This window comes from Paenibacillus hebaui, assembly GCF_051934385.1.
In the GTDB taxonomy this organism is placed as follows: Bacteria; Bacillota; Bacilli; order Paenibacillales; family Paenibacillaceae; genus Paenibacillus.
In genome coordinates, this window is record NZ_CP196836.1 from 1,479,686 (window position 1) to 1,498,612 (window position 18,927).

Below are 18,927 nucleotides of genomic sequence, written 5' to 3' on the forward strand. Positions count from 1 at the left end.
AAAGGGGGGGGAGCCAATGGAGAACGTGGAGAATGACCAGCAGGAGGCGGCGTTTCAGTTCAGGCTCATGACACTGGATGATATTCCAGATGTGATGGATATTGAACATGAAGCCTTTACCCTGCCCTGGACGGAAGAAGCATTTCACAATGAATTAACACATAATCATTTTGCTAAATATATGGTGATGGAATTAGATGGTAGAGCGATCGGTTACGCCGGAATGTGGACGATTATGGATGAAGCCCATATTACCAACATTGCGGTTAGGGAAGCTTACCGTGGGCGGAAGCTTGGCGAGAAGCTGCTGGACGAATTGATGAAAACGGCGGCGTATCTCGGGATGGAGCGAATGACGCTGGAAGTCAGGGTTTCGAACCGAATTGCCCAGAGCTTGTATCAGAAAAAAGGGTTTGAATCGGCAGGTCTTCGCAAAGGATATTACTCCGACAACGGGGAAGATGCGATGATTATGTGGGCGAATCTGCTGCCTGCAGGCCGGAGCGGCGAAGAGGAAGGAAGCGTAATAGATTCATGAAAGATTTTAATGAAAATCTAAGTTCGGCACCATCTTATATTTTGGCTGTGGAAACAAGCTGTGATGAAACATCTGTAGCGGTAGTGAAGGATGGGCGGGAAGTGCTGTCTAATCTGATCTCCAGTCAGATTGAGACACATAAGGCATTTGGCGGAGTCGTACCCGAGGTGGCTTCGCGTAAACACGTTGAAGTCATTACGCTGATGCTGGAACAGGCCATTGAACAGTCCGGCATTCGTCCGCGTGATCTGAGTGCGATTGCTGTGACGCAAGGTCCAGGGCTGGTGGGTGCATTGCTGGTGGGCATCGTTGCGGCCAAAACCATGGCGATGGCTCTTGGTAAACCACTCATTGGTACACATCATATTGCCGGGCATATCTATGCCAACAGACTGACTCATGAGCTAAAATATCCAGCCATGGCACTGGTTGTTTCGGGTGGACATACAGAACTTGTGCATATGGAATCCGAGGGCAAGTTCCATTTGATCGGTCGTACGCGTGACGATGCTGTGGGCGAAGCTTATGACAAAGTGGCGCGTGCACTGGGTTGTCCCTATCCAGGAGGACCGCATGTTGACCGGATGGCATTTGAGGCGGAGCATGTTGTACCACTTCCACGGGTATGGCTTGAACCGGGTTCATATGATTTCAGCTTAAGTGGTCTGAAGTCTGCTGTATTGAATGTGTTGAATCAGGCTAAAATGCGCGGAGAAACACTGGAGCCGTCTGCCGTGGCGAGAGGCTTCCAGGAAGCTGTGGTTGAAGTGCTGGTGGAGAAAGCAGTAAGAGCTGTTCGGGAGTATGGCTCACGTCAACTGCTGTTATGTGGTGGTGTTGCGGCTAACCGGGGATTGCGTTCGGCATTGAAGGAGCGTTGCGCGAAGGAAGGGCTCGAATTGTTAATCCCGCCGATGGAGTATTGTACCGATAATGCAGCAATGATTGGGGCTGCGGCGTATTTGAAGTGGCAGCGGGGAGAAATCTCGGAGTTTGATGCCAAAGCAGATCCCGGGCTTTCGCTTGAGGCATGGTCTGTTCAATCACTATAGAATGATTCATACACATTAAGACTTGACAGTCAGATGTGAAGAATGTATATTAATTACAAATTCAAACGGGAATTCAGATTCCTGAACTTAAAACGCAATGAACAGGAACAGTAGGGTAATTCCGGGTCATAGAGAGCTGCGGGGTGGTGCAACGCAGCCGAAGGAAACCTGAAACTCGCCTGGAAGCGGAACGATGGAACACGGTAACTCCCTGGGAGAAGCCGAAGGCCGATGATGGCTCAAAGTACATGGTTACGGGTTGCCTCCGTGAATGGGCCGTTGTTGATGGAATACAGATGATATATCGGTAGAAAATCAACAATAACTGAGGGGGCTTTCAGGCTGCTTCGAGTGATTCGGATATGTGCAGAAGCGCATGAGGATGATTTCGGGTGAACAGGAGGAGTCAACAAGAGTGGTACCGCGAAGGTGAACAGCCTGTCGTCTCTTGCATTATTGCATGAGGTGGCAGGCTTTTTTTGATTCTCAAAATGGTATTGGTTAAGGATCACTTGTTATATACGATAAATGTAATGAACGGGAGCAGTAAAATGACAAAGCGCTCAGAGAGCTGCGGGGTGGTGCAACGCAGTGGCTGATATCATTTGAATCTCGCCCGGGAACAGAGCTGTGGAAGCATGAGGGACGATGTTCCGTCCACATGTCCTTACGGATGTAAGGGTCATGCGTTACACAGCAACGGCTAACCTCCGTTACAGGGTGTTTCTCCAGCTGGACGATTTGTTGTACGTGCGGCGTGTACGCAGTGGCAACGCTTATGGCTGGAGACGACGAGGTGGATGGTGTCAGGCGCAAGCCTGAACTATCAAGCAAGAGTGGTACCGCGGAGGGGATAATAACCCGCCGTCTCTTAGATGAGATGGCGGGTTATTTGTGTTTGCTGCCGGCAGCAGGGGTGGGCGATGGGCATGTATGATATGCATGAGAAGAAATGAGAGAGTGTAAGTCGACGTACACTCTTGTATGGCGCGAATAAGGTCACGAATCAATTATGAGTAATGTCGCGAGTTACGGAATGATTAACGCAGCAAGCCTGGCTATCCGATCAAACATAACTTATGAACAAAAACTTACGAAAACATGTCATGTGAACAGCAAGGATCTGGTCTGGTTCCAACGAAAGGGCATATCAAAAAATATGGAGGTTGATTAATATGACAACGAACAATAACAAACGCATGATTGAGATTTTTGATACGACGCTGCGCGATGGAGAACAGGCACCGGGAGCCAGTTTGCAGCCTGAGCAAAAAATCGAACTGGCTCACCAACTGGCTGCTCTGGGTATTGACGTCATCGAGCCTGGATTCCCGATCTCAAGTCCGGGTGAGTTCGCGGCGGTTCAGGCGATTTCCAGACAATTGCAGAACGTGGAGATTTGCGGATTCGCTCGTGCAGTCAAAGGCGATATTGATGCAGCCGTTCAAGCAACAGCTGATGCAGCACGCCGCCGAATTCACTTGTTTATCTCCTCTTCGGATATTCATATTGAGCATCAGCTGCGCCGTCCACGCAGTGAAGTCGTGGCTACGGCTCGGGAGATGGTATCTTATGCACGTCAGTTCACGGATATTGTGGAATTCACCGCTATGGATGCGGCTCGTACAAAGATGGATGATCTGATCGAGATGGTTGAAGTGGCCATTGAAGCTGGAGCGAGTGTGATCAATTTGCCGGATACGGTCGGATACGCGCTGCCGCATGAATATGGAGAGATGTTCCGCCGGGTACGTGAGGGTGCAAGGGGTGGAGACAAGGTTCGGTACAGCGCACACTGTCATAATGACTTGGGACTTGCGGTTGCCAACAGTCTGGCCGCGATTGCCAACGGTGCTTCCCAGATTGAAGTTACGATTAATGGTGTGGGAGAACGGACAGGAAACTGTGCACTGGAAGAGCTGATTATGGCCCTGGAGACGCGTGGAGATGTGCTCGGTGCAACGACGAATATCAAATTGAACCAGATGTATGAGACATCCCGTCAGATTAGCCGTGCCATGCATTTCCCGATTGCCTACAACAAACCGGTGGTAGGACGCAATGCCTTCCAGCATGAATCCGGTATACATCAGGATGGTCTGCTCAAAAACCGTAGCACTTATGAGATTATGGACCCGGAAGCGCTGGGTATTCCGCGCAGCATGATTATTCTGGGCAAACATTCCGGTCGTCACGCCTTGAAGGATCGGGTTCGTAAATATGGCTTTGAACCGGATGAGCAGCAAATGGAACAACTGTATGAGGTATTTAAAGAAACAGCCGATCAACAGAAAGTGGTCAGTGATGACCAGTTATTGCAGATGGTTAGCCAGACCATGAACATTCCTGCTCAGGATTATGAACTGGTTGAATTGCAGGTAACAGCAGGCAGCATGACCGATCGAATGGCAGCCGTCCGTATTCGCACAAGTGCAGGAGAGCAATCCTACTCCGCTGTCGGCGGTGGTCCGGTAGATGCAACGATCCGTGCGATTGGTCAGTGCATTTCGGATGATATTACGTTTGTGGATATGGAGATGCACGCATTGAGCGGAGGCGAGGCTGCGAGTGCAGAAGCTGCGGTTACCGTGGAGCGTGCAGGGCGTGAGTTCAGGGGAACTGCGACTCATAATGATATTGTCATGGCCGCAGGTCTTGCCTACGTAGCTGCATGTAATGCTGCGGGTTTGAAGGCTGAGGCTGCGGAGAGCGAGCAGCGAACTACGGCATAAGCAGGATACGGCACATGATATGGTGTGGGTCATTCCGCGCCACCTGATCGAGAAGCGATTATAACAAAAAGGGGATTTCCCATACGTCATGAGTATGACGGACAGGGGCCCCTTTTTGGCATTACTTCAGTCTAACGAACCAAGCGCACGCTATTCGCTCCAATTTCCCCGGGTTTGCAGTGTAACGAATCACAGACACGTTATTTCATCAAAATTGGTCAATTCGTAGGTTCATCCGCAGGTTTGTGATGAAATAACGTCGCTGAGGTTCGTTGAAATTTGGATTCCATCATATTCGTCTGTTTAAGACGTGGTAGGTTTGTTAGCGATTTGGCCCGAGAGGAGAAGGCAATCAACGTGAAGTGAAAATTCGGGAGTGCAGGCTGGGGACATAATGTGCCTTTCCTGGAGCCGTAGAATATGTTGGATTACCCATACCCTTGAAGTGAGCGTCGCAAGAGGGGAATGAGAATGCAATATGATGATCTGTCAAGATGTGATTATAGTTATCCACATATCCAGTATAATTTGTGGGTAACTATTTCAAGGTCAAATGGGCAATGTTTTCGAAACGAAACGAATTCAGGGGATAAAATGAACCGCTTTTATTCGCGAATCTGTGGATAATGTGGATAAGTCGGTGGATAAAAATGGATTATAGCTGAAAAGGTTATTCTACCAACGTATAATTAAGTGGAATTCAATGCTTGTTAACTTGCTTTCTTGTGGATAAATGAAGAGAATTAGCCAGGAAATATATTTTACGAAATGCGGGTGGATTTGACAAATGAAAAATATTGATTCGAGTGCAACCTACTTGGTTCTGGACTCACCTTTGGCACGACTTTTTGGACCTGAATCACGCTAAAAAAGGCCCCCGTCATCCTCTTGACGTAAGGGCCTTTTTACTGCTTTTTAATATGGTTGTCTAGTTATGAGATGATTCGGATGAATCATCTTCCTATTCCAAAGCTAATTCTTCCCATTCTTCATATGCCTTGGCGAGTTGAAGCTTGTGTTCTTCTGATTCTCCCTGGAGTTCCTGCAGCTTCATATAATCCTGATATATCTCAGGTAGAGCCATCTGGGACTCAAGTTCTGTAATTTTCGTTTCCAGCTCCGCAATCTGCTGCTCCAGAGCCTCCTGCTTACGTTGACGGTTACGTTCCTCCCGCTTGGCTTGCTTGTCTGCTTCGAATGAGGCAGCTCCGGATTTTTCGGTTGGAGATAGGCCTGGATTAGATTTGGCCGCGTTTTTGGATGAAGCAAGACGGGCTTCAGCAGCTTCGCGTGCGATGTCTTCAAGCTCCTGTTTTTTCTCCACATAATCATCATAATTGCCGAGATAATGCTCCGTACCACCTGGATGCAGTTCAACGATGCGTTCAGCCATTTTGTTGAGGAAATAACGGTCATGGGAGATGAATAGCAACGTGCCTTCATAGTCCATTAGCGCTGCTTCCAGCACTTCTTTGGCGAACAAGTCGAGATGGTTCGTAGGCTCATCCAAAATGAGCATATTGGCTTCCTTCAGCATCAGCTTGGAGAGAGAGACACGAGCTTTCTCACCGCCGCTGAGGGAAGAGATCTTCTTGAGCACATCATCTCCACTGAACAAAAAGTTCCCAAGTACGGTACGAATCCGTGCTTCTTCCATCCCAGGATAGGCGCCCCATAGCTCTTCCAATACGGTATTGGAAGGCGTGAGTCCAGTCTGCTCCTGATCATAATAGCCAATCTGCACCTTGGTTCCCCACTGGATTTGACCATCTACCGGACGCAAACTTCCGGTGAGGCATTTCAGCATTGTGGATTTCCCGATCCCGTTCGGACCGATCAGGGCAACCGTTTCCCCGCGACGCAGATCAAAGGATACGTTGCGGAACAACGGAGAAGCCTCGTCGTAAGCGACGGACAGCTGATCCACTCGAAGCACTTCCTTGCCAGACATAACAGCCGTTTCGAAGGAGAAGTGAGCTTTCTTCAGATCGCCCATTGGTTTGTCGAGTCGCTCCATCTTATCTAGTGCCTTGCGGCGGCTCTGGGCCCGCTTGGTCGTTGAAGCACGTACGATATTTTTCTGCACAAAGTCTTCCATCTTGGAGATTTCACCTTGCTGTTTCTCGTATTGCTTCATTTCATTTTCATATTCGGCAGCCTTGAGTTCCATGTATCGGCTATAGTTGCCTGTATATTTTCTGGAGCGATGCCGTTCGATCTCTACAATGGTGGTTACAAGTCGGTCAAGGAAATACCGGTCATGGGACACCACCAGCAATGCGCCTGAATAACCTCTCAGATAATCTTCGAGCCATGTTAGGGTCGCGATATCGAGATAGTTGGTAGGCTCGTCCAGCATGAGCAGGTCGGGGGCCTGAAGCAAAATACGAGCAAGCGCAAGGCGCGTCTTCTGCCCGCCGCTCAGTGTGGCAATCGGGGTGTCTGGCGAGAATTCACCGAAGCCCATACCGTGCAGTACACTGCGAATGCGGGTCTCCATCTCGTAGCCGCCATGATCCTTAAACCAATCAGAGCGTCTCGCATAACGTTCAAGCAAGTCGGCATACTTTTTCTCGTCTTCCATCTGTGCAGGATCGGCGATATCCCGTTCCATCTGACGCAAATCTGCTTCAGCCTGGATCAGGTGATCGAACACGTTCATCATTTCTTCCCATATGGTGCGGTCTGATTGTAACCCGCTGTTCTGAGCGAGATAACCGAGTGTTGTTTCTTTGGATTTGAAAATCTGCCCTCCATCATAGGACATTTCACCTGCCACAATTTTGAGCAAAGTGGATTTTCCTGCCCCGTTGACACCAACAAGGCCAATGCGTTCGCGTTCTAATATTTGTAGGTTTACGCCATCCAGGATTGGATCGACACCAAAACGTTTGATAATTCCGGATACTTGCAGCAGCATAAAATTAAGTTCCTCCATAGGTCCAGTTCTTGAATTAACAACTACATCTCAGTTTACATGAAATACACAGCAAATGCACCGATGGAGAGCGCCCGGGGCGTGTAGTCTTTTTGGTCAATCAATGATAAACTGAAAGAAGGCATGTTATAACATGATTATTTTGCAGAAAATGAATCATTTTGACCATTCCAACTAGATGACAACAAGTGCATAACATATAAATTGATTTTAAAATGAAAGCTTTTTTTACCTTCCCGATCAACAGGAGGTTATGCAAGGACATGCAGGATCATACGGAACAGAAAAGCCAGCTTCGTTCTAAGCTGAAACAGAGCCGTGATCTGATGGATGAAAGTATGCGTCAGCAGGCAATGACTCAGATCAGCGTTGTGACGAAGCGGGAGCTGGGGCGCCTCAGAAAGGGCAAAAGGAAGCTGAAGAACAAGGGACTCATGATATTCAGCTACTTGTCTTATCGAAGCGAAGCATCTACTGCCTTTTTGTTTAAAGATGGCTGGAAGTATGGAGATGTGATGCTTGCCCCGAAAGTGCTGGCGAATCCGCCTCGTTTGGAATTGCGGCGAGTTACAGGAGAGCAGGATATTCAGCCGGGAATATGGGGGATACCTGAACCTAGGGATTCCTGCGAGGTACTTCAACCCGAACATTGGCCAGATATTGATCTTGTCGTGGTACCCGGGCTGGGCTATGACCTGCATGGAGGGCGAATTGGGTACGGCGGCGGTTATTATGATCGTTTTGCCGAGACGCTTGCAGCGAACTGTGCTATGAAGGACCAAAGACCCTTGATGGCTGCGCTTGTATTGCCGGGGCAGCTGCAGGATGTAATTCCGATGGACCCGCTTGATCTGCGGATTGATCTGTTGATGACAACCGAAGGTATATTACATATCGAATAAAGGGTTGTGATGTGATTGAATTCAGAAGCGAATGAAGGCCAGGCTTCCGGTGGAAAACTGACCCATTTTAATGAACAGGGCCGGGCCCGGATGGTTGATATTTCAGGTAAGGAAATCACTGTGCGTACAGCTGTGGCGGTATCCAAAGTGATGATGAATCCGGCTACGCTTGAAGCGATCCGGGAGGGACGCATTGGTAAAGGTGACGTTCTGGCTGTGGCTCAGATTGCCGGGATTCAGGGCGCCAAGAAAACGTCAGACTGGATTCCGATGTGCCATCCGCTGGCACTGACGGGTGTGGATATTCGTTTTCAGGACAACGGGGTAGATGAATTGCTGATTGAAGCAACGGTCAAAACGGAAGGCAAGACAGGTGTGGAGATGGAGGCGCTCACGGCGGCCTCGGCTGCGGCACTGACGATTTATGACATGTGTAAAGCTATGCAGAAAGATATGATTATCGGTCCAACCATGCTGAATTCCAAAAGCGGTGGCAAAAACGGCGATTTCAGCCGATAAGGGACATTTATTTTCATAGAGGAGAAGGGTGATCTTTATGGTGTGGAGAACAGCAATCCTGACAGCCAGCGACAAAGGAGCCCGCGGGGAACGTGAGGATACGAGTGCACAAGTCATCCGGGAGCTTGTGGAAGAAGAACTGGGTGGGGAAATCGTGGAGTACCGCATCGTTCCTGATGAACCCGATGAGATTATCGCGGCTTTAATTGAGATGACGGATTATTTTCACGCAGATTTGGTACTGACCACTGGCGGTACGGAGCTCGCAATTCGTGATATTACTCCGGAAGCGACTCGGCGGGTTATTGAACGGGAAGTCCCTGGGATGGCTGAGGCTATGCGATACAGTGTGATGGGCAAAAACCGTTCCGCCATGCTTTTCCGTGGAGTTTGTGGCATTCGTGGACGTACATTGATTGTCAATTTGCCAGGTACACCGAAAGGTGTGCATGAACATTTGGCGGCAATTATGGACCAGCTTCCGGAAGCGCTGCTGATGGTTACGGGTCAATTCAAGCAATAAGTTCCAAGTGGGTCTATTGTTAAAGGTGAGACGAGCGTAGATGAAATATTGTATTTATATGTCTCTTCTGTGAATATTGCGGGTTATGTAAGTGGTTACATCTATGGTATGATTGGCATAATTCTAAAATTCAGTTAAGGCGTCATTCAACCTTGTGGGCGAAGATCCGCTGTTTTTAAGGTGTGGACAAGGAGGAGGGATAACTATGGGAGTTGGGGGTATTGGAGCAACAGGAATCATATTGCTAGTTGTTGTCGCTTTGTTGTTGTTTGGACCGAACAAGCTGCCGGAACTGGGACGTGCAGTCGGACGGACTTTCCGTGAGTTTAAGGAAGGTGCACGCGACATGATCTCCGATGATGATTCAGCTAAAAGCAAAGAGCAGGAGAAGGCGAAGCCGCTGGCATCTGATAGTATATCTGCAGACAAGCCTGCAGACAAACGCCTGCCGGAATAATCTTGACGGCAATGAAAGAGAAATCCCTTCCTGCCGGAAGGGTTTTGTATTTTAAGCTGGCATGAATGGGGGGCGGGCATGACGCAGCAAAATGAAGAAATGACGATGACGGAACATTTGAGTGAGCTGCGGAAGCGGCTGATCTACGTGTTAAGCATTTTTGTGCTGGGACTAGTTGCAGGTTTTTTTGTGGCAGATCCGGTGTATCGCTATCTGACCAAGGCGGAATCGGCACAAGGTTTTGTGCTGCATGCCTTCTCGTTCTGGGACGGGATTGGTATCTACATGAAGATTGCCGGTCTGTTTTCACTTATTATTACATTGCCATTTACGGTGTATCAGATCTGGAAGTTTGTTAGTCCGGGGCTGCGACCTCAGGAACGAAAGGCATCACTGAAGTATGTGCCCTATGTATTTATGTTATTTCTGATCGGGATGGCTTTTGCATATTATGTCGTGTTTCCGATGGCGCTTGCCTTTACGACCATGATTACGGAGAAAATGGGGCTTGTGGAGACCTATGGGATGAAGCAGTATTTCAGCTTCCTGTTTGGCATCGTGTTACCCGTGTCCCTGTTATTTGAACTTCCTTTACTGATTATGTTTTTGACAGGGCTGCGGATTCTGAATCCAATTCGGCTTCGGAAGATGAGAAGAGTCGCTTATTTTGTGCTGATCTTCATTGCAGTGATTGTGACACCGCCGGACTTTATATCGGATTTTCTGGTGATGATTCCCTTGCTGCTGTTATATGAAATGAGTGTATTTCTGTCCGCCATTGTGTATCGCAAGCAGCTTGCGGCTGATGAAGAGGCTGAATCCCGCTACGTGCGTACCAAGGATGAACAGAGTGCAGGATAACCGATTAATGGATGTTCTGTGCTTGCGTAGCTTGATCATCTGCATGTGCCCGGCAAAGACGACTGTTCCTATCCGGGTAACTTCTGGTGATTCGCCCTCCACACTCGTTAGGGACAAGCAGGCATATTATGTTCAACAATGGATACAATGGAAAAGGACTGCCTCGGAACATGGCTGGAGAACTAACGGTTTTCGTGAAAAAAAGAAATTAAGAGATGTTGCAACATTTATGCAGGTAAACCGGGTGTTATTTGGTTGTGTTGATGTAAATTCAACGTAAAATCTCGCAAGAATTCATGAAAAGGACTTGAAATCATGCTTCAAGTTGAGTATCATAAAGTTGGTTGTTAGCACTGAACACTGTCGAGTGCTAATACATATGGCTACAACCCACAATGTAACGTTATATAATTTCAAAAGGAGGCTATTTTTCATGATCAGACCTTTAGGTGAACGCGTATTGGTAGAACCACTGGAGCAAGAGCAAACAACTTCTTTCGGGATCGTACTTCCGGACTCCGCTAAAGAAAAACCGCAAGAGGGCAGAATTATTGCTGTTGGCGCTGGAGTATTGAAAGACGGAGTACGTGTAGCTCTGGAAGTGAAAGAGGGAGATCGCGTTATTTTCTCCAAATATGCCGGTACAGAAATCAAATTCGAAGGTACAGAATATTTGATTATGAAAGAGAGCGATATTCACGCGATTCTCGACTAATTTCAAATTTAATCGGTTAACCGAACCATATAGCAACACCATTTTACACAATATACTAGGGAGGTTTTCTTACCATGGCTAAAGAGATTAAATTCAGTGAAGACGCTCGTCGTTCCATGCTTCGTGGTGTGGACGCATTGGCTAATGCAGTAAAAGTAACACTCGGACCTAAAGGCCGTAACGTGGTTCTGGAGAAAAAATTCGGAAGCCCGCTCATCACAAATGACGGTGTAACGATTGCTAAAGAAATCGAACTGGAAGATGCATTCGAGAACATGGGTGCACAACTGGTTAAAGAAGTAGCAACCAAAACAAACGATGTTGCCGGTGACGGTACAACAACAGCAACTGTATTGGCTCAAGCGCTGATTACAGAAGGTCTGAAAAACGTAACTGCAGGCGCTAGCCCAATTGGTATCCGCAAAGGTATCGACAAAGCGGTTAAAGCTGCGGTTGCTGAATTGCAAGCCATCTCCAAACCAATTGATTCCAAACAATCCATCGCACAAGTTGCAGCAATCTCTGCAGCAGATGATGAAGTAGGCGAGCTGATCGCTGAAGCTATGGAAAAAGTGGGTAAAGACGGCGTAATTACGGTAGAAGAATCCCGTGGCTTCGCTACAGAGCTTGAAGTGGTTGAAGGTATGCAATTCGACCGTGGATACATCTCTCCTTACATGATCACAGATACGGACAAAATGGAAGCTGTTTTGGACAATCCGTATATCCTGATCACAGACAAAAAAATCTCCAGCACACAGGACATCCTGCCATTGCTTGAGAAAATCGTTCAACAAGGCAAACCGCTGGTATTGATCGCTGAAGATATTGAAGGCGAAGCGCTGGCTATGCTGGTAGTGAACAAATTGCGTGGTACATTCAACGCTGTAGCTGTTAAAGCTCCAGGCTTTGGTGACCGTCGTAAAGCAATGCTGCAAGATATCGCTGCCCTCACTGGTGGCCAATTGATCACGGAAGAATTGGGTCTGGACCTGAAATCCGCTGTTGTGGAACAACTGGGTACAGCTCGTCAAATCCGTGTAACGAAAGAAAACACAATCATCGTTGACGGTGCTGGTAACAAATCCGATATCGATGCACGTGTTAGCCAAATCCGTACACAACTGGAAGAAACCACTTCCGAGTTCGACAAAGAGAAACTGCAAGAGCGTCTGGCTAAATTGTCCGGCGGCGTAGCAGTAATCAAAGTCGGTGCGGCTACTGAAACAGAACTGAAAGAACGCAAACTACGCATCGAGGATGCCCTGAACGCAACTCGCGCTGCGGTTGAAGAAGGTATCGTATCCGGTGGTGGTACAGCGCTCATGAACGTATATAGCGCGGTTGCAGCTGTAGCCCTGTCCGGCGACGAGCAAACAGGCGTAAACATCGTCCTGCGCGCTTTGGAAGCTCCAATTCGTACGATCGCAGCTAACGCTGGCGAAGAAGGTTCCGTAATCGTGGAACGTCTGAAAAAAGAACAAACTGGCGTAGGTTTCAACGCTGCGACTGGCGAGTGGGTTAACATGATCGATGCAGGTATCGTTGACCCTGCAAAAGTAACACGTTATGCATTGCAAAATGCTGCTTCTGTAGCAGCTATGTTCCTGACGACCGAAGCGGTTATCGCTGACAAACCAGAACCTCCAGGTGCTGGTGGTGGAATGCCTGACATGGGCGGTATGGGTGGAATGGGCGGCATGATGTAATAAAGGTGTAAAAACCTTTAAAGCATCATGTGTCTAGCAGAGTGAATTTTCGTTACAATGTGACGAGGATTTGTAAAGCAGTCACTGTTACAAATTATAAATGAACCAATGACCACTTCTTAATATCTTATTAAGGAGTGGTTTTTGTGTTGGTGAAATTTGCATACGGACAATTATATCTTATATGACGTAAAAGTATAAATATGGTTTACATTAGGAGTTTTATAAGTTATATTTTCTATCTATTGAATTATAGACATAACATTTGGAGGTCATCATTATGAAACATATCACAAGAATGGTAGTGGTAGTTTTGGTTGCTACTGGTTTAATTATCCTACTATACTCATTCACTTCCACTTCTGCTTCAGGGCCAGTAATAGCTAATAAACCTAGTATTACTCCATTAACGACATTCACAGTAATCAATAATGAGGATTTCGCAGGTACTACAAATACGCATCAGTTTAATATTCCGGCGGGATTTGGTTATGTGAAAGTGAGTTTTATAAACAAGGGTTCGAAACCATTTACGTTCACAATCAACGAAGGATCTATTACTGGAACTGAAATAACCTTTGACAGTGTCCCAGCAGATGGAAAAGAGCATACATATTATAGTGACAAAGCGTTGTCGACTGGTTGGTATTATGTGAGTACCTCTTCTGCACAAGGGATGTCTGGCAAATTGGATGTACATCTGGGTACCGATGCTAATCAACTGAAAAGTTTGTAAATTCTAACCGATGTTGAAGGGAATTCGCACTATATGCGGAATTGGTTCATAGGAGGTGTTCATTCGTTGGATATGTGGCAACTATTAATCGCGTGGATATGCATGAGTTGCTTGATCATCACTTTCAAAAATAAGGTCAACAAATGGGTATTTTACCCAATATTTCTTATTTGTATAGTAGTTACATTGATTTTTGGATTCCTCAATTAATTCCACCCATACATACATATCCACGTTGAGTCGTTCCAAATGGAGCGGCTATTTTGCACATGTGTAACTCAATGAGCTGCTTTTATTCCAAAAATAGAAATATCGTCTTGGATGCTGAGGCGATATTCACATCCATTTCGAACAGTCGCTCCATCAAAATCGTTTCGTTTTACATCGCGATCCAATAAGCCAATATCCTGGACGACGTCTTGTGCATCGTTATAGGTGTAATCGCTATTAGTAGTCAGAATGAGTGTGGCGATAGCAGTCAAAAGGATTCCACCCGTTGGCTCACCGACATCACCAGTCCCGAATAACCTGACTTCCTGAACCCTCTGATCTGAATTCAACACACCAACCATACGTAAATCGTCATTGAAGGCATACTCGAAAGTTTTAGTGCCATGTTCTGGAGACTCCTTCATGTTCAAGACAGTTATACTCAAGCCGTTTAATCGATATTTGCCTACGATTGAATTGAACTTGTTTTTGAATTCGTCCGTTGTCATTTGGAATTCAGAGAGGTCAGTCTGGTTTGGGTGATCATGCTTCTCTTCAGCTGTAGTGGCTCCAGATTCGTGCTCCTTCGTCAGGTCTATTCCAGGTTGTGTAGGATGGGAAGATGAAGTCAGCATGCCATACAGCCCTACTGAAGCAATTACAAAACATAGCGCCGATAGAATAATATGTCTTATCGTTATTCGGTTATGTTTTCTTATGGATAAGATCATCAAAACAAGAAATACGAAGAAAGCCATAAAGCCAAGAATGAATAGTATTGTAAACAGATATTGCAAATTCTCACCTCGTAATAGATTATTAATCCACATCATCGAGTTTGTCCCACACTTATTATAATATTCCTTCGGGAAACTTTAAACCTGTACTACTCATCACCAAAAAAAGCACTGCCGGCATCCTGCCAGCAGTGCTTCTCTCATTTATACAGGCCTTACCGTAAAAGTGAATTGATACGGACGATTGGCTGGCAAAGTGAATTCAGGATGGGTGCGTGCACCCCAGCTGTCATCGCCGCCGACACCCATTTGTTTGTAATTGATGCGGGCAACGGTTTGTGTGCTCTGAGGCAGTTTGTACACATGATCATGTGTTTCCAGTTCCTCAGGTGTCCATGGCAGTGCGTTGATTTCGAACGGCGCCGTGGCTTCGACATGCAGACCGCTTCGGCCATCTGCTGAAGTGATTTCAGCATAACGCACATCGGTTTTGTTGCCACATTCCTGCGGTTTCAGGTAAGGGACGAATTGATCACGAACCGCACCTGTGTAATATCCGAGCCGTGCACTGGTTAGACGGTCTGCATAGTTGTCGTGTGGTCCTCTGCCGTACCATGAGATGGTATCCAGGCCACTGTCCAGTTGAAGCAGCATGCCGAATTCAGGAATCTCTGGCAAACCTACTCCAGGAATAAGTGTTTGGCTGATTTCCATCACACTGTCAGGATGAATTCGGTACGTGATTGATAACGTACAACCCGGATGCGTATCCCACGTATAATCGGTCGTCACGAGACAGCCCTGTTCGTCCGTGTGGTGTTCGAAGCGAACCAATCTGTTCGTGGTGTGAGCATCTTTCCAGAAGGCAGAGCGCTCAGGCAATCCATTCCCCAGATCATTGTCTGTAACTGCTCGCCAGAAATTTGGCCGTGCAGGTGCCAGCAATTGTTCCTGGTTGTTGATCTTATAGGACGTTAATTCACCTGTAGTTCGATTATAACTTAACGAGACATTCGCAGATTCCACTCTTAGTTCATCTTGTAGATTCTGAACATTTAATGGATTGCCTTGTCCTTGGTGTACCGGTTTGATTGGAAGCAATCGTGGAGATAACACGAACTGATCCCAAGCGATTTCATGACCTATTCCTGCCCATTTGGTAGCAACTTTGGTGACCAGGGATACAGTCATTACCGCTTCCTGGAACAAATCGGACGATGGTGTGTAAGGGATACGGACTTCAGCTGATTCGCCAGGAGGCACCGCGATGTCCAATTTGCCGTTCTCTACGGATACGCCATCGTGTGTTATCGTCCATACGAGTGTGTATTCATTCAAGTCCGTAAACAGGAATTGGTTTCTTATGCGAAGCAGACCGTCCTGCAAGTTAACAGCTTCCATACGAACGTTCTGGTAACATTTTTTCACTTCTTCCAGTTTCGGTGTAACCGTCTTATCGCCAAGAATCAGTCCGTTTCCGCAGAAATTTCCATCATGAGGGGACTCACCGAAATCGCCGCCATAGGCGAGATATTCTACGCCGTCCGCTGTGGTCGTAAGAATCGATTGATCGACCCAGTCCCAGATGAATGCCCCCTGCAATACATCATATTTATCGAACAATTCCCAATACAGATGAAGGCCTCCACAGGAGTTACCCATCGCATGGCTGTATTCGCAGATGATATAAGGCTTCTTAGGTCCCTTCATGCGCGCGTATTGCTCCACATCTTGTGGGCTGATATACATCGTTGATTCAATATCGCTTGCCGAATCGGAAGGGCGATAGTGGTAGGTACCTTCATAATGAACGAGTCGTGTTGGATCGACCTGCTTCAGATAATCATACATGGCAATGAAGTTATCGCCGCCGAAGGATTCATTGCCAAGGGACCAGATGATGACGGACGGATGGTTTTTGTCCCGCTGGAACATGGAGTTACAGCGATCCAGCACATTGTTACGCCATTCCGGCTTGCTCGCTGGAATATTGTTCTCATTCATTTCTTTTTGCCCGTAGTACCAAGTGCCATGTGTTTCCAGATTCGTCTCGTCAATGACATAGAGGCCATATTCGTCGCACAGCTCATACCAGAGGGATTGATTCGGGTAGTGGGATGTGCGTACTGCGTTGATATTAAAAGCCTTCATCAGCTCAATGTCATGGATCATGTCTTCCCGTCCGATGGCACGCCCTGTATCTGGAGAAAATTCATGCCGATTCACACCTTTGAATACAATCCGTTTGCCATTGATTTTCATCAAGCCATCCTTCAGTTCAAACTTGCGAAATCCGATTCGGCAACGAACGGCTTCAAGGGTATCGCCTTTTTCATCCTGAATGGATAGAACAAGCGTGTACAGATGGGGGGATTCGGCACTCCATTTGAGCGGGCTCTCAACCTCGGCTGTGAACTTGAATGTAAGTTCATCCCCACCTTGGAAGGAAACCGCCGCAGAGAGCGGATGCTCCAGTACAGTCTGTTCCTTTGCATCGTAGAGCTGTGCCTGAACGGTCAATCCAGCAGGGGTCTGCGCAGTATTATGATTAAACAGCTTCAAATCCAGCAATAGCTCCGCATCCTGATACGCGTCATCCAGTTCGGTACGAACAAAGAAATCGGCGATCTGGACTGGTGAAGGCGAATGCAGGTATACACCGCGGAATATGCCGCTTAGCCGCCAGAAATCCTGATTCTCAAGCCAGCTTGCATCACACCAGCGATATACCTCCACAGCCAGCTTGTTCTCACCTTCAGTTAGATACGGAGTGATATCAAATTCTGCCGGTGTGAACGTGTCCTCGCTATAACCGACCAGTTCCCCGTTGACCCATACATAAAAAGCCGATTCAACGCCCTCAAAATGGAGAAGAACGGGACGATCTTTCCAATCTGCGGGAACGGTAAAGGTACGGATGTACGAACCCACAGGGTTATAGCTTGTTGGGGCAAATGGAGCTTTCAGTTCTGGCTCGCGCTCTACCCACGGATAAGTCAGATTGGTATATTGCGGATAATCGTAGCCTTGTAATTGCCAGTTGGAAGGAACGGCGATCTCGTCCCAGTTGCTATGGTCATAATCGGTCTGGAAAAAGGTTTGAATCCGTTCGTCTGGTGTCTCTGCAAAAGCAAACTTCCACACCCCATTCAGGGATTGGACCCATGGGGAAGAGCTGGATTCACTGGATAGCGCTTCTGATATAGATGGAAACGCTATCATCGAGGCGTGTGCTTGTAAACGTCCGAGTTGAAAAATCTCGGGATTGTTGTTCCATTCCGGATAACCATTAGCCGGTGGGGTGTAAATCAGTTTGTTTCGCATAACAGCAGCTCCTTCTGTAATGTTATAATATTAACATTATAGAATTGAATGGGGACTTAGAGAATAAAGGATATTGCCCACATATATCACAATATGAAACCGGTTACGGAGAAAGTGGTGTGCTGGATGGATACCCGGATCTTTTTTGGTAAAACAGAAGAAGCTGCCCGCCTGCCGATCTATATGACTACGGTTGGTTACTGGGAACACCAATATGAAACCGAGCGTCCGGAAGGATTCCCGGATTATCAGCTCCACCAGGTCATTCATGGTCAGGGGAGACTGATCTTGCAAGAGGAAGAGGAATATGTGATTGGACCCGGTGACGTTTTTTTTCTGTATCCCGATATTCCGCATCGTTATATGCCAATTAGTGACCGCTGGGAGCTGGCGTGGGTATCGTTTCAGGGGAGAGAGGCTAGTCAGCTTTTATCGTATGCGGGGATATCCAGTTCACGCGTATGCAAGCTGAGAACAAGCAAGCTGTTGCGTGGACTAGAGCAGCTCTTGGTGAGAGGGGAGAACCGTGGAGATGAGGATTACACCGATTACGACATTGAATGCTCCAAGCAGCTGTACGCTCTGTTACTGGATCTGAAGCCATTGCTTATCGTACCTGCGAATCATAATGATGAGCTGGAGCGCTTAAAGCCTGTGCTGCGCTATATTGCAGAGCATTTGGATCAGTCGCTATCCCTGAAGGAGCTGGCCGATGTGGCTATGGTATCTCCGCAATATTTGTGCAGGCTGTTTCAGAAGGCACTTCATACGAGACCTTTGTTCTATGTGAATCAGGAACGCATTAATCGGAGCAAGCAGCTGATGTTCAGCAAGAGAGAACTTCGAATCTACGAAGTTGCGGATCGGGTTGGTTACGAGAATGCCAGCTATTTTTGCGCTATGTTCAAAAGACACACGGGCATGAGTCCAGAGAACTTCCGTAGATTGCATGGATTGAATTGATGGAGTAACAA

General features: G+C 47.2%; 15 protein-coding genes and 1 other annotated feature. Of the genes, 12 read left to right on the plus strand and 3 right to left on the minus strand.

Annotated elements, in window-relative coordinates; genetic code table 11:
* The first annotated feature begins 16 nt into the window (after nucleotides 1–16).
* The 3 genes from rimI (at nucleotide 17) to ACR32F_RS06525 (ending at nucleotide 4,322) form a co-directional block, all read left to right on the plus strand.
* Entirely contained in the window at nucleotides 17–538 is a 522-nt protein-coding gene (gene rimI, locus ACR32F_RS06515) for a ribosomal protein S18-alanine N-acetyltransferase (protein ID WP_440117273.1), read from the plus strand.
* The gene (tsaD, locus tag ACR32F_RS06520) at nucleotides 535–1,590 is read left to right on the plus strand and encodes a tRNA (adenosine(37)-N6)-threonylcarbamoyltransferase complex transferase subunit TsaD (protein WP_440117275.1); all 1,056 of its coding nucleotides are present in this window, start codon (nucleotides 535–537) and stop codon (nucleotides 1,588–1,590) included. The genes rimI and tsaD overlap by 4 nt, the downstream gene beginning before the upstream one ends.
* Before the next feature lie 524 nt (nucleotides 1,591–2,114).
* Nucleotides 2,115–2,465: a binding site (T-box leader), on the plus strand.
* A gap of 300 nt (nucleotides 2,466–2,765) precedes the next feature.
* Nucleotides 2,766–4,322, plus strand: coding sequence for a 2-isopropylmalate synthase (locus ACR32F_RS06525; protein ID WP_440117277.1), 1,557 nt, complete (start codon nucleotides 2,766–2,768; stop codon nucleotides 4,320–4,322).
* 961 nt (nucleotides 4,323–5,283) lie between these two features.
* Here the strand turns inward: ACR32F_RS06525 and ACR32F_RS06530 are convergent.
* Nucleotides 5,284–7,242 (minus strand): ABC-F family ATP-binding cassette domain-containing protein, encoded by a 1,959-nt coding sequence (locus ACR32F_RS06530; protein ID WP_440117279.1) that lies wholly within the window; start codon nucleotides 7,240–7,242, stop codon nucleotides 5,284–5,286.
* Between the two features lie 281 nt (nucleotides 7,243–7,523).
* Between ACR32F_RS06530 and ACR32F_RS06535 the strand changes: the two genes are divergently transcribed.
* The 8 genes from ACR32F_RS06535 to ACR32F_RS06570 all read left to right on the plus strand — a co-directional run bounded on the left by ACR32F_RS06535 (nucleotide 7,524) and on the right by ACR32F_RS06570 (nucleotide 13,682).
* Complete coding sequence (locus ACR32F_RS06535) at nucleotides 7,524–8,162, plus strand: 5-formyltetrahydrofolate cyclo-ligase (RefSeq protein WP_440117281.1); 639 nt, start codon at nucleotides 7,524–7,526, stop codon at nucleotides 8,160–8,162.
* Between the two features lie 15 nt (nucleotides 8,163–8,177).
* Nucleotides 8,178–8,681 carry a cyclic pyranopterin monophosphate synthase MoaC gene (moaC, locus tag ACR32F_RS06540; protein ID WP_440117283.1) on the plus strand — a complete coding sequence of 168 codons (504 nt, stop codon included), beginning with the start codon at nucleotides 8,178–8,180 and terminating at the stop codon, nucleotides 8,679–8,681.
* Nucleotides 8,682–8,718: 37 nt separating this feature from the next.
* Nucleotides 8,719–9,204, plus strand: a complete 486-nt coding sequence (locus tag ACR32F_RS06545; RefSeq protein ID WP_024630749.1) for a MogA/MoaB family molybdenum cofactor biosynthesis protein — start codon at nucleotides 8,719–8,721, stop codon at nucleotides 9,202–9,204.
* Nucleotides 9,205–9,409: 205 nt separating this feature from the next.
* On the plus strand, nucleotides 9,410–9,661 hold the full coding sequence (locus ACR32F_RS06550) for a twin-arginine translocase TatA/TatE family subunit (RefSeq protein WP_440117285.1): 252 nt from the start codon (nucleotides 9,410–9,412) through the stop codon (nucleotides 9,659–9,661).
* A 78-nt stretch (nucleotides 9,662–9,739) separates the two neighbouring features.
* Entirely contained in the window at nucleotides 9,740–10,522 is a 783-nt protein-coding gene (gene tatC / locus ACR32F_RS06555; RefSeq protein ID WP_440117287.1) for a twin-arginine translocase subunit TatC, read from the plus strand.
* A 433-nt stretch (nucleotides 10,523–10,955) separates the two neighbouring features.
* Entirely contained in the window at nucleotides 10,956–11,237 is a 282-nt protein-coding gene (gene groES, locus ACR32F_RS06560; RefSeq protein WP_440117289.1) for a co-chaperone GroES, read from the plus strand.
* A 74-nt stretch (nucleotides 11,238–11,311) separates the two neighbouring features.
* Entirely contained in the window at nucleotides 11,312–12,946 is a 1,635-nt protein-coding gene (gene groL, locus ACR32F_RS06565; RefSeq protein ID WP_440117291.1) for a chaperonin GroEL, read from the plus strand.
* Nucleotides 12,947–13,226: 280 nt separating this feature from the next.
* Nucleotides 13,227–13,682 (plus strand): hypothetical protein, encoded by a 456-nt coding sequence (locus ACR32F_RS06570; RefSeq protein ID WP_440117293.1) that lies wholly within the window; start codon nucleotides 13,227–13,229, stop codon nucleotides 13,680–13,682.
* Between the two features lie 278 nt (nucleotides 13,683–13,960).
* Here the strand turns inward: ACR32F_RS06570 and ACR32F_RS06575 are convergent, their stop codons facing one another.
* Both ACR32F_RS06575 and ACR32F_RS06580 read right to left on the minus strand, forming a co-directional pair.
* Nucleotides 13,961–14,725: a hypothetical protein gene (locus ACR32F_RS06575; protein ID WP_440117295.1), complete on the minus strand. Its 765-nt coding sequence runs from the start codon at nucleotides 14,723–14,725 to the stop codon at nucleotides 13,961–13,963.
* A 108-nt stretch (nucleotides 14,726–14,833) separates the two neighbouring features.
* Entirely contained in the window at nucleotides 14,834–17,953 is a 3,120-nt protein-coding gene (locus ACR32F_RS06580) for a glycoside hydrolase family 2 TIM barrel-domain containing protein (protein WP_440117297.1), read from the minus strand.
* Nucleotides 17,954–18,079: 126 nt separating this feature from the next.
* Here ACR32F_RS06580 and ACR32F_RS06585 point away from each other — a divergent pair, with 126 nt between their 5' ends.
* Nucleotides 18,080–18,916: an AraC family ligand binding domain-containing protein gene (locus ACR32F_RS06585; RefSeq protein ID WP_440117299.1), complete on the plus strand. Its 837-nt coding sequence runs from the start codon at nucleotides 18,080–18,082 to the stop codon at nucleotides 18,914–18,916.
* Nucleotides 18,917–18,927 lie beyond the last annotated feature (11 nt).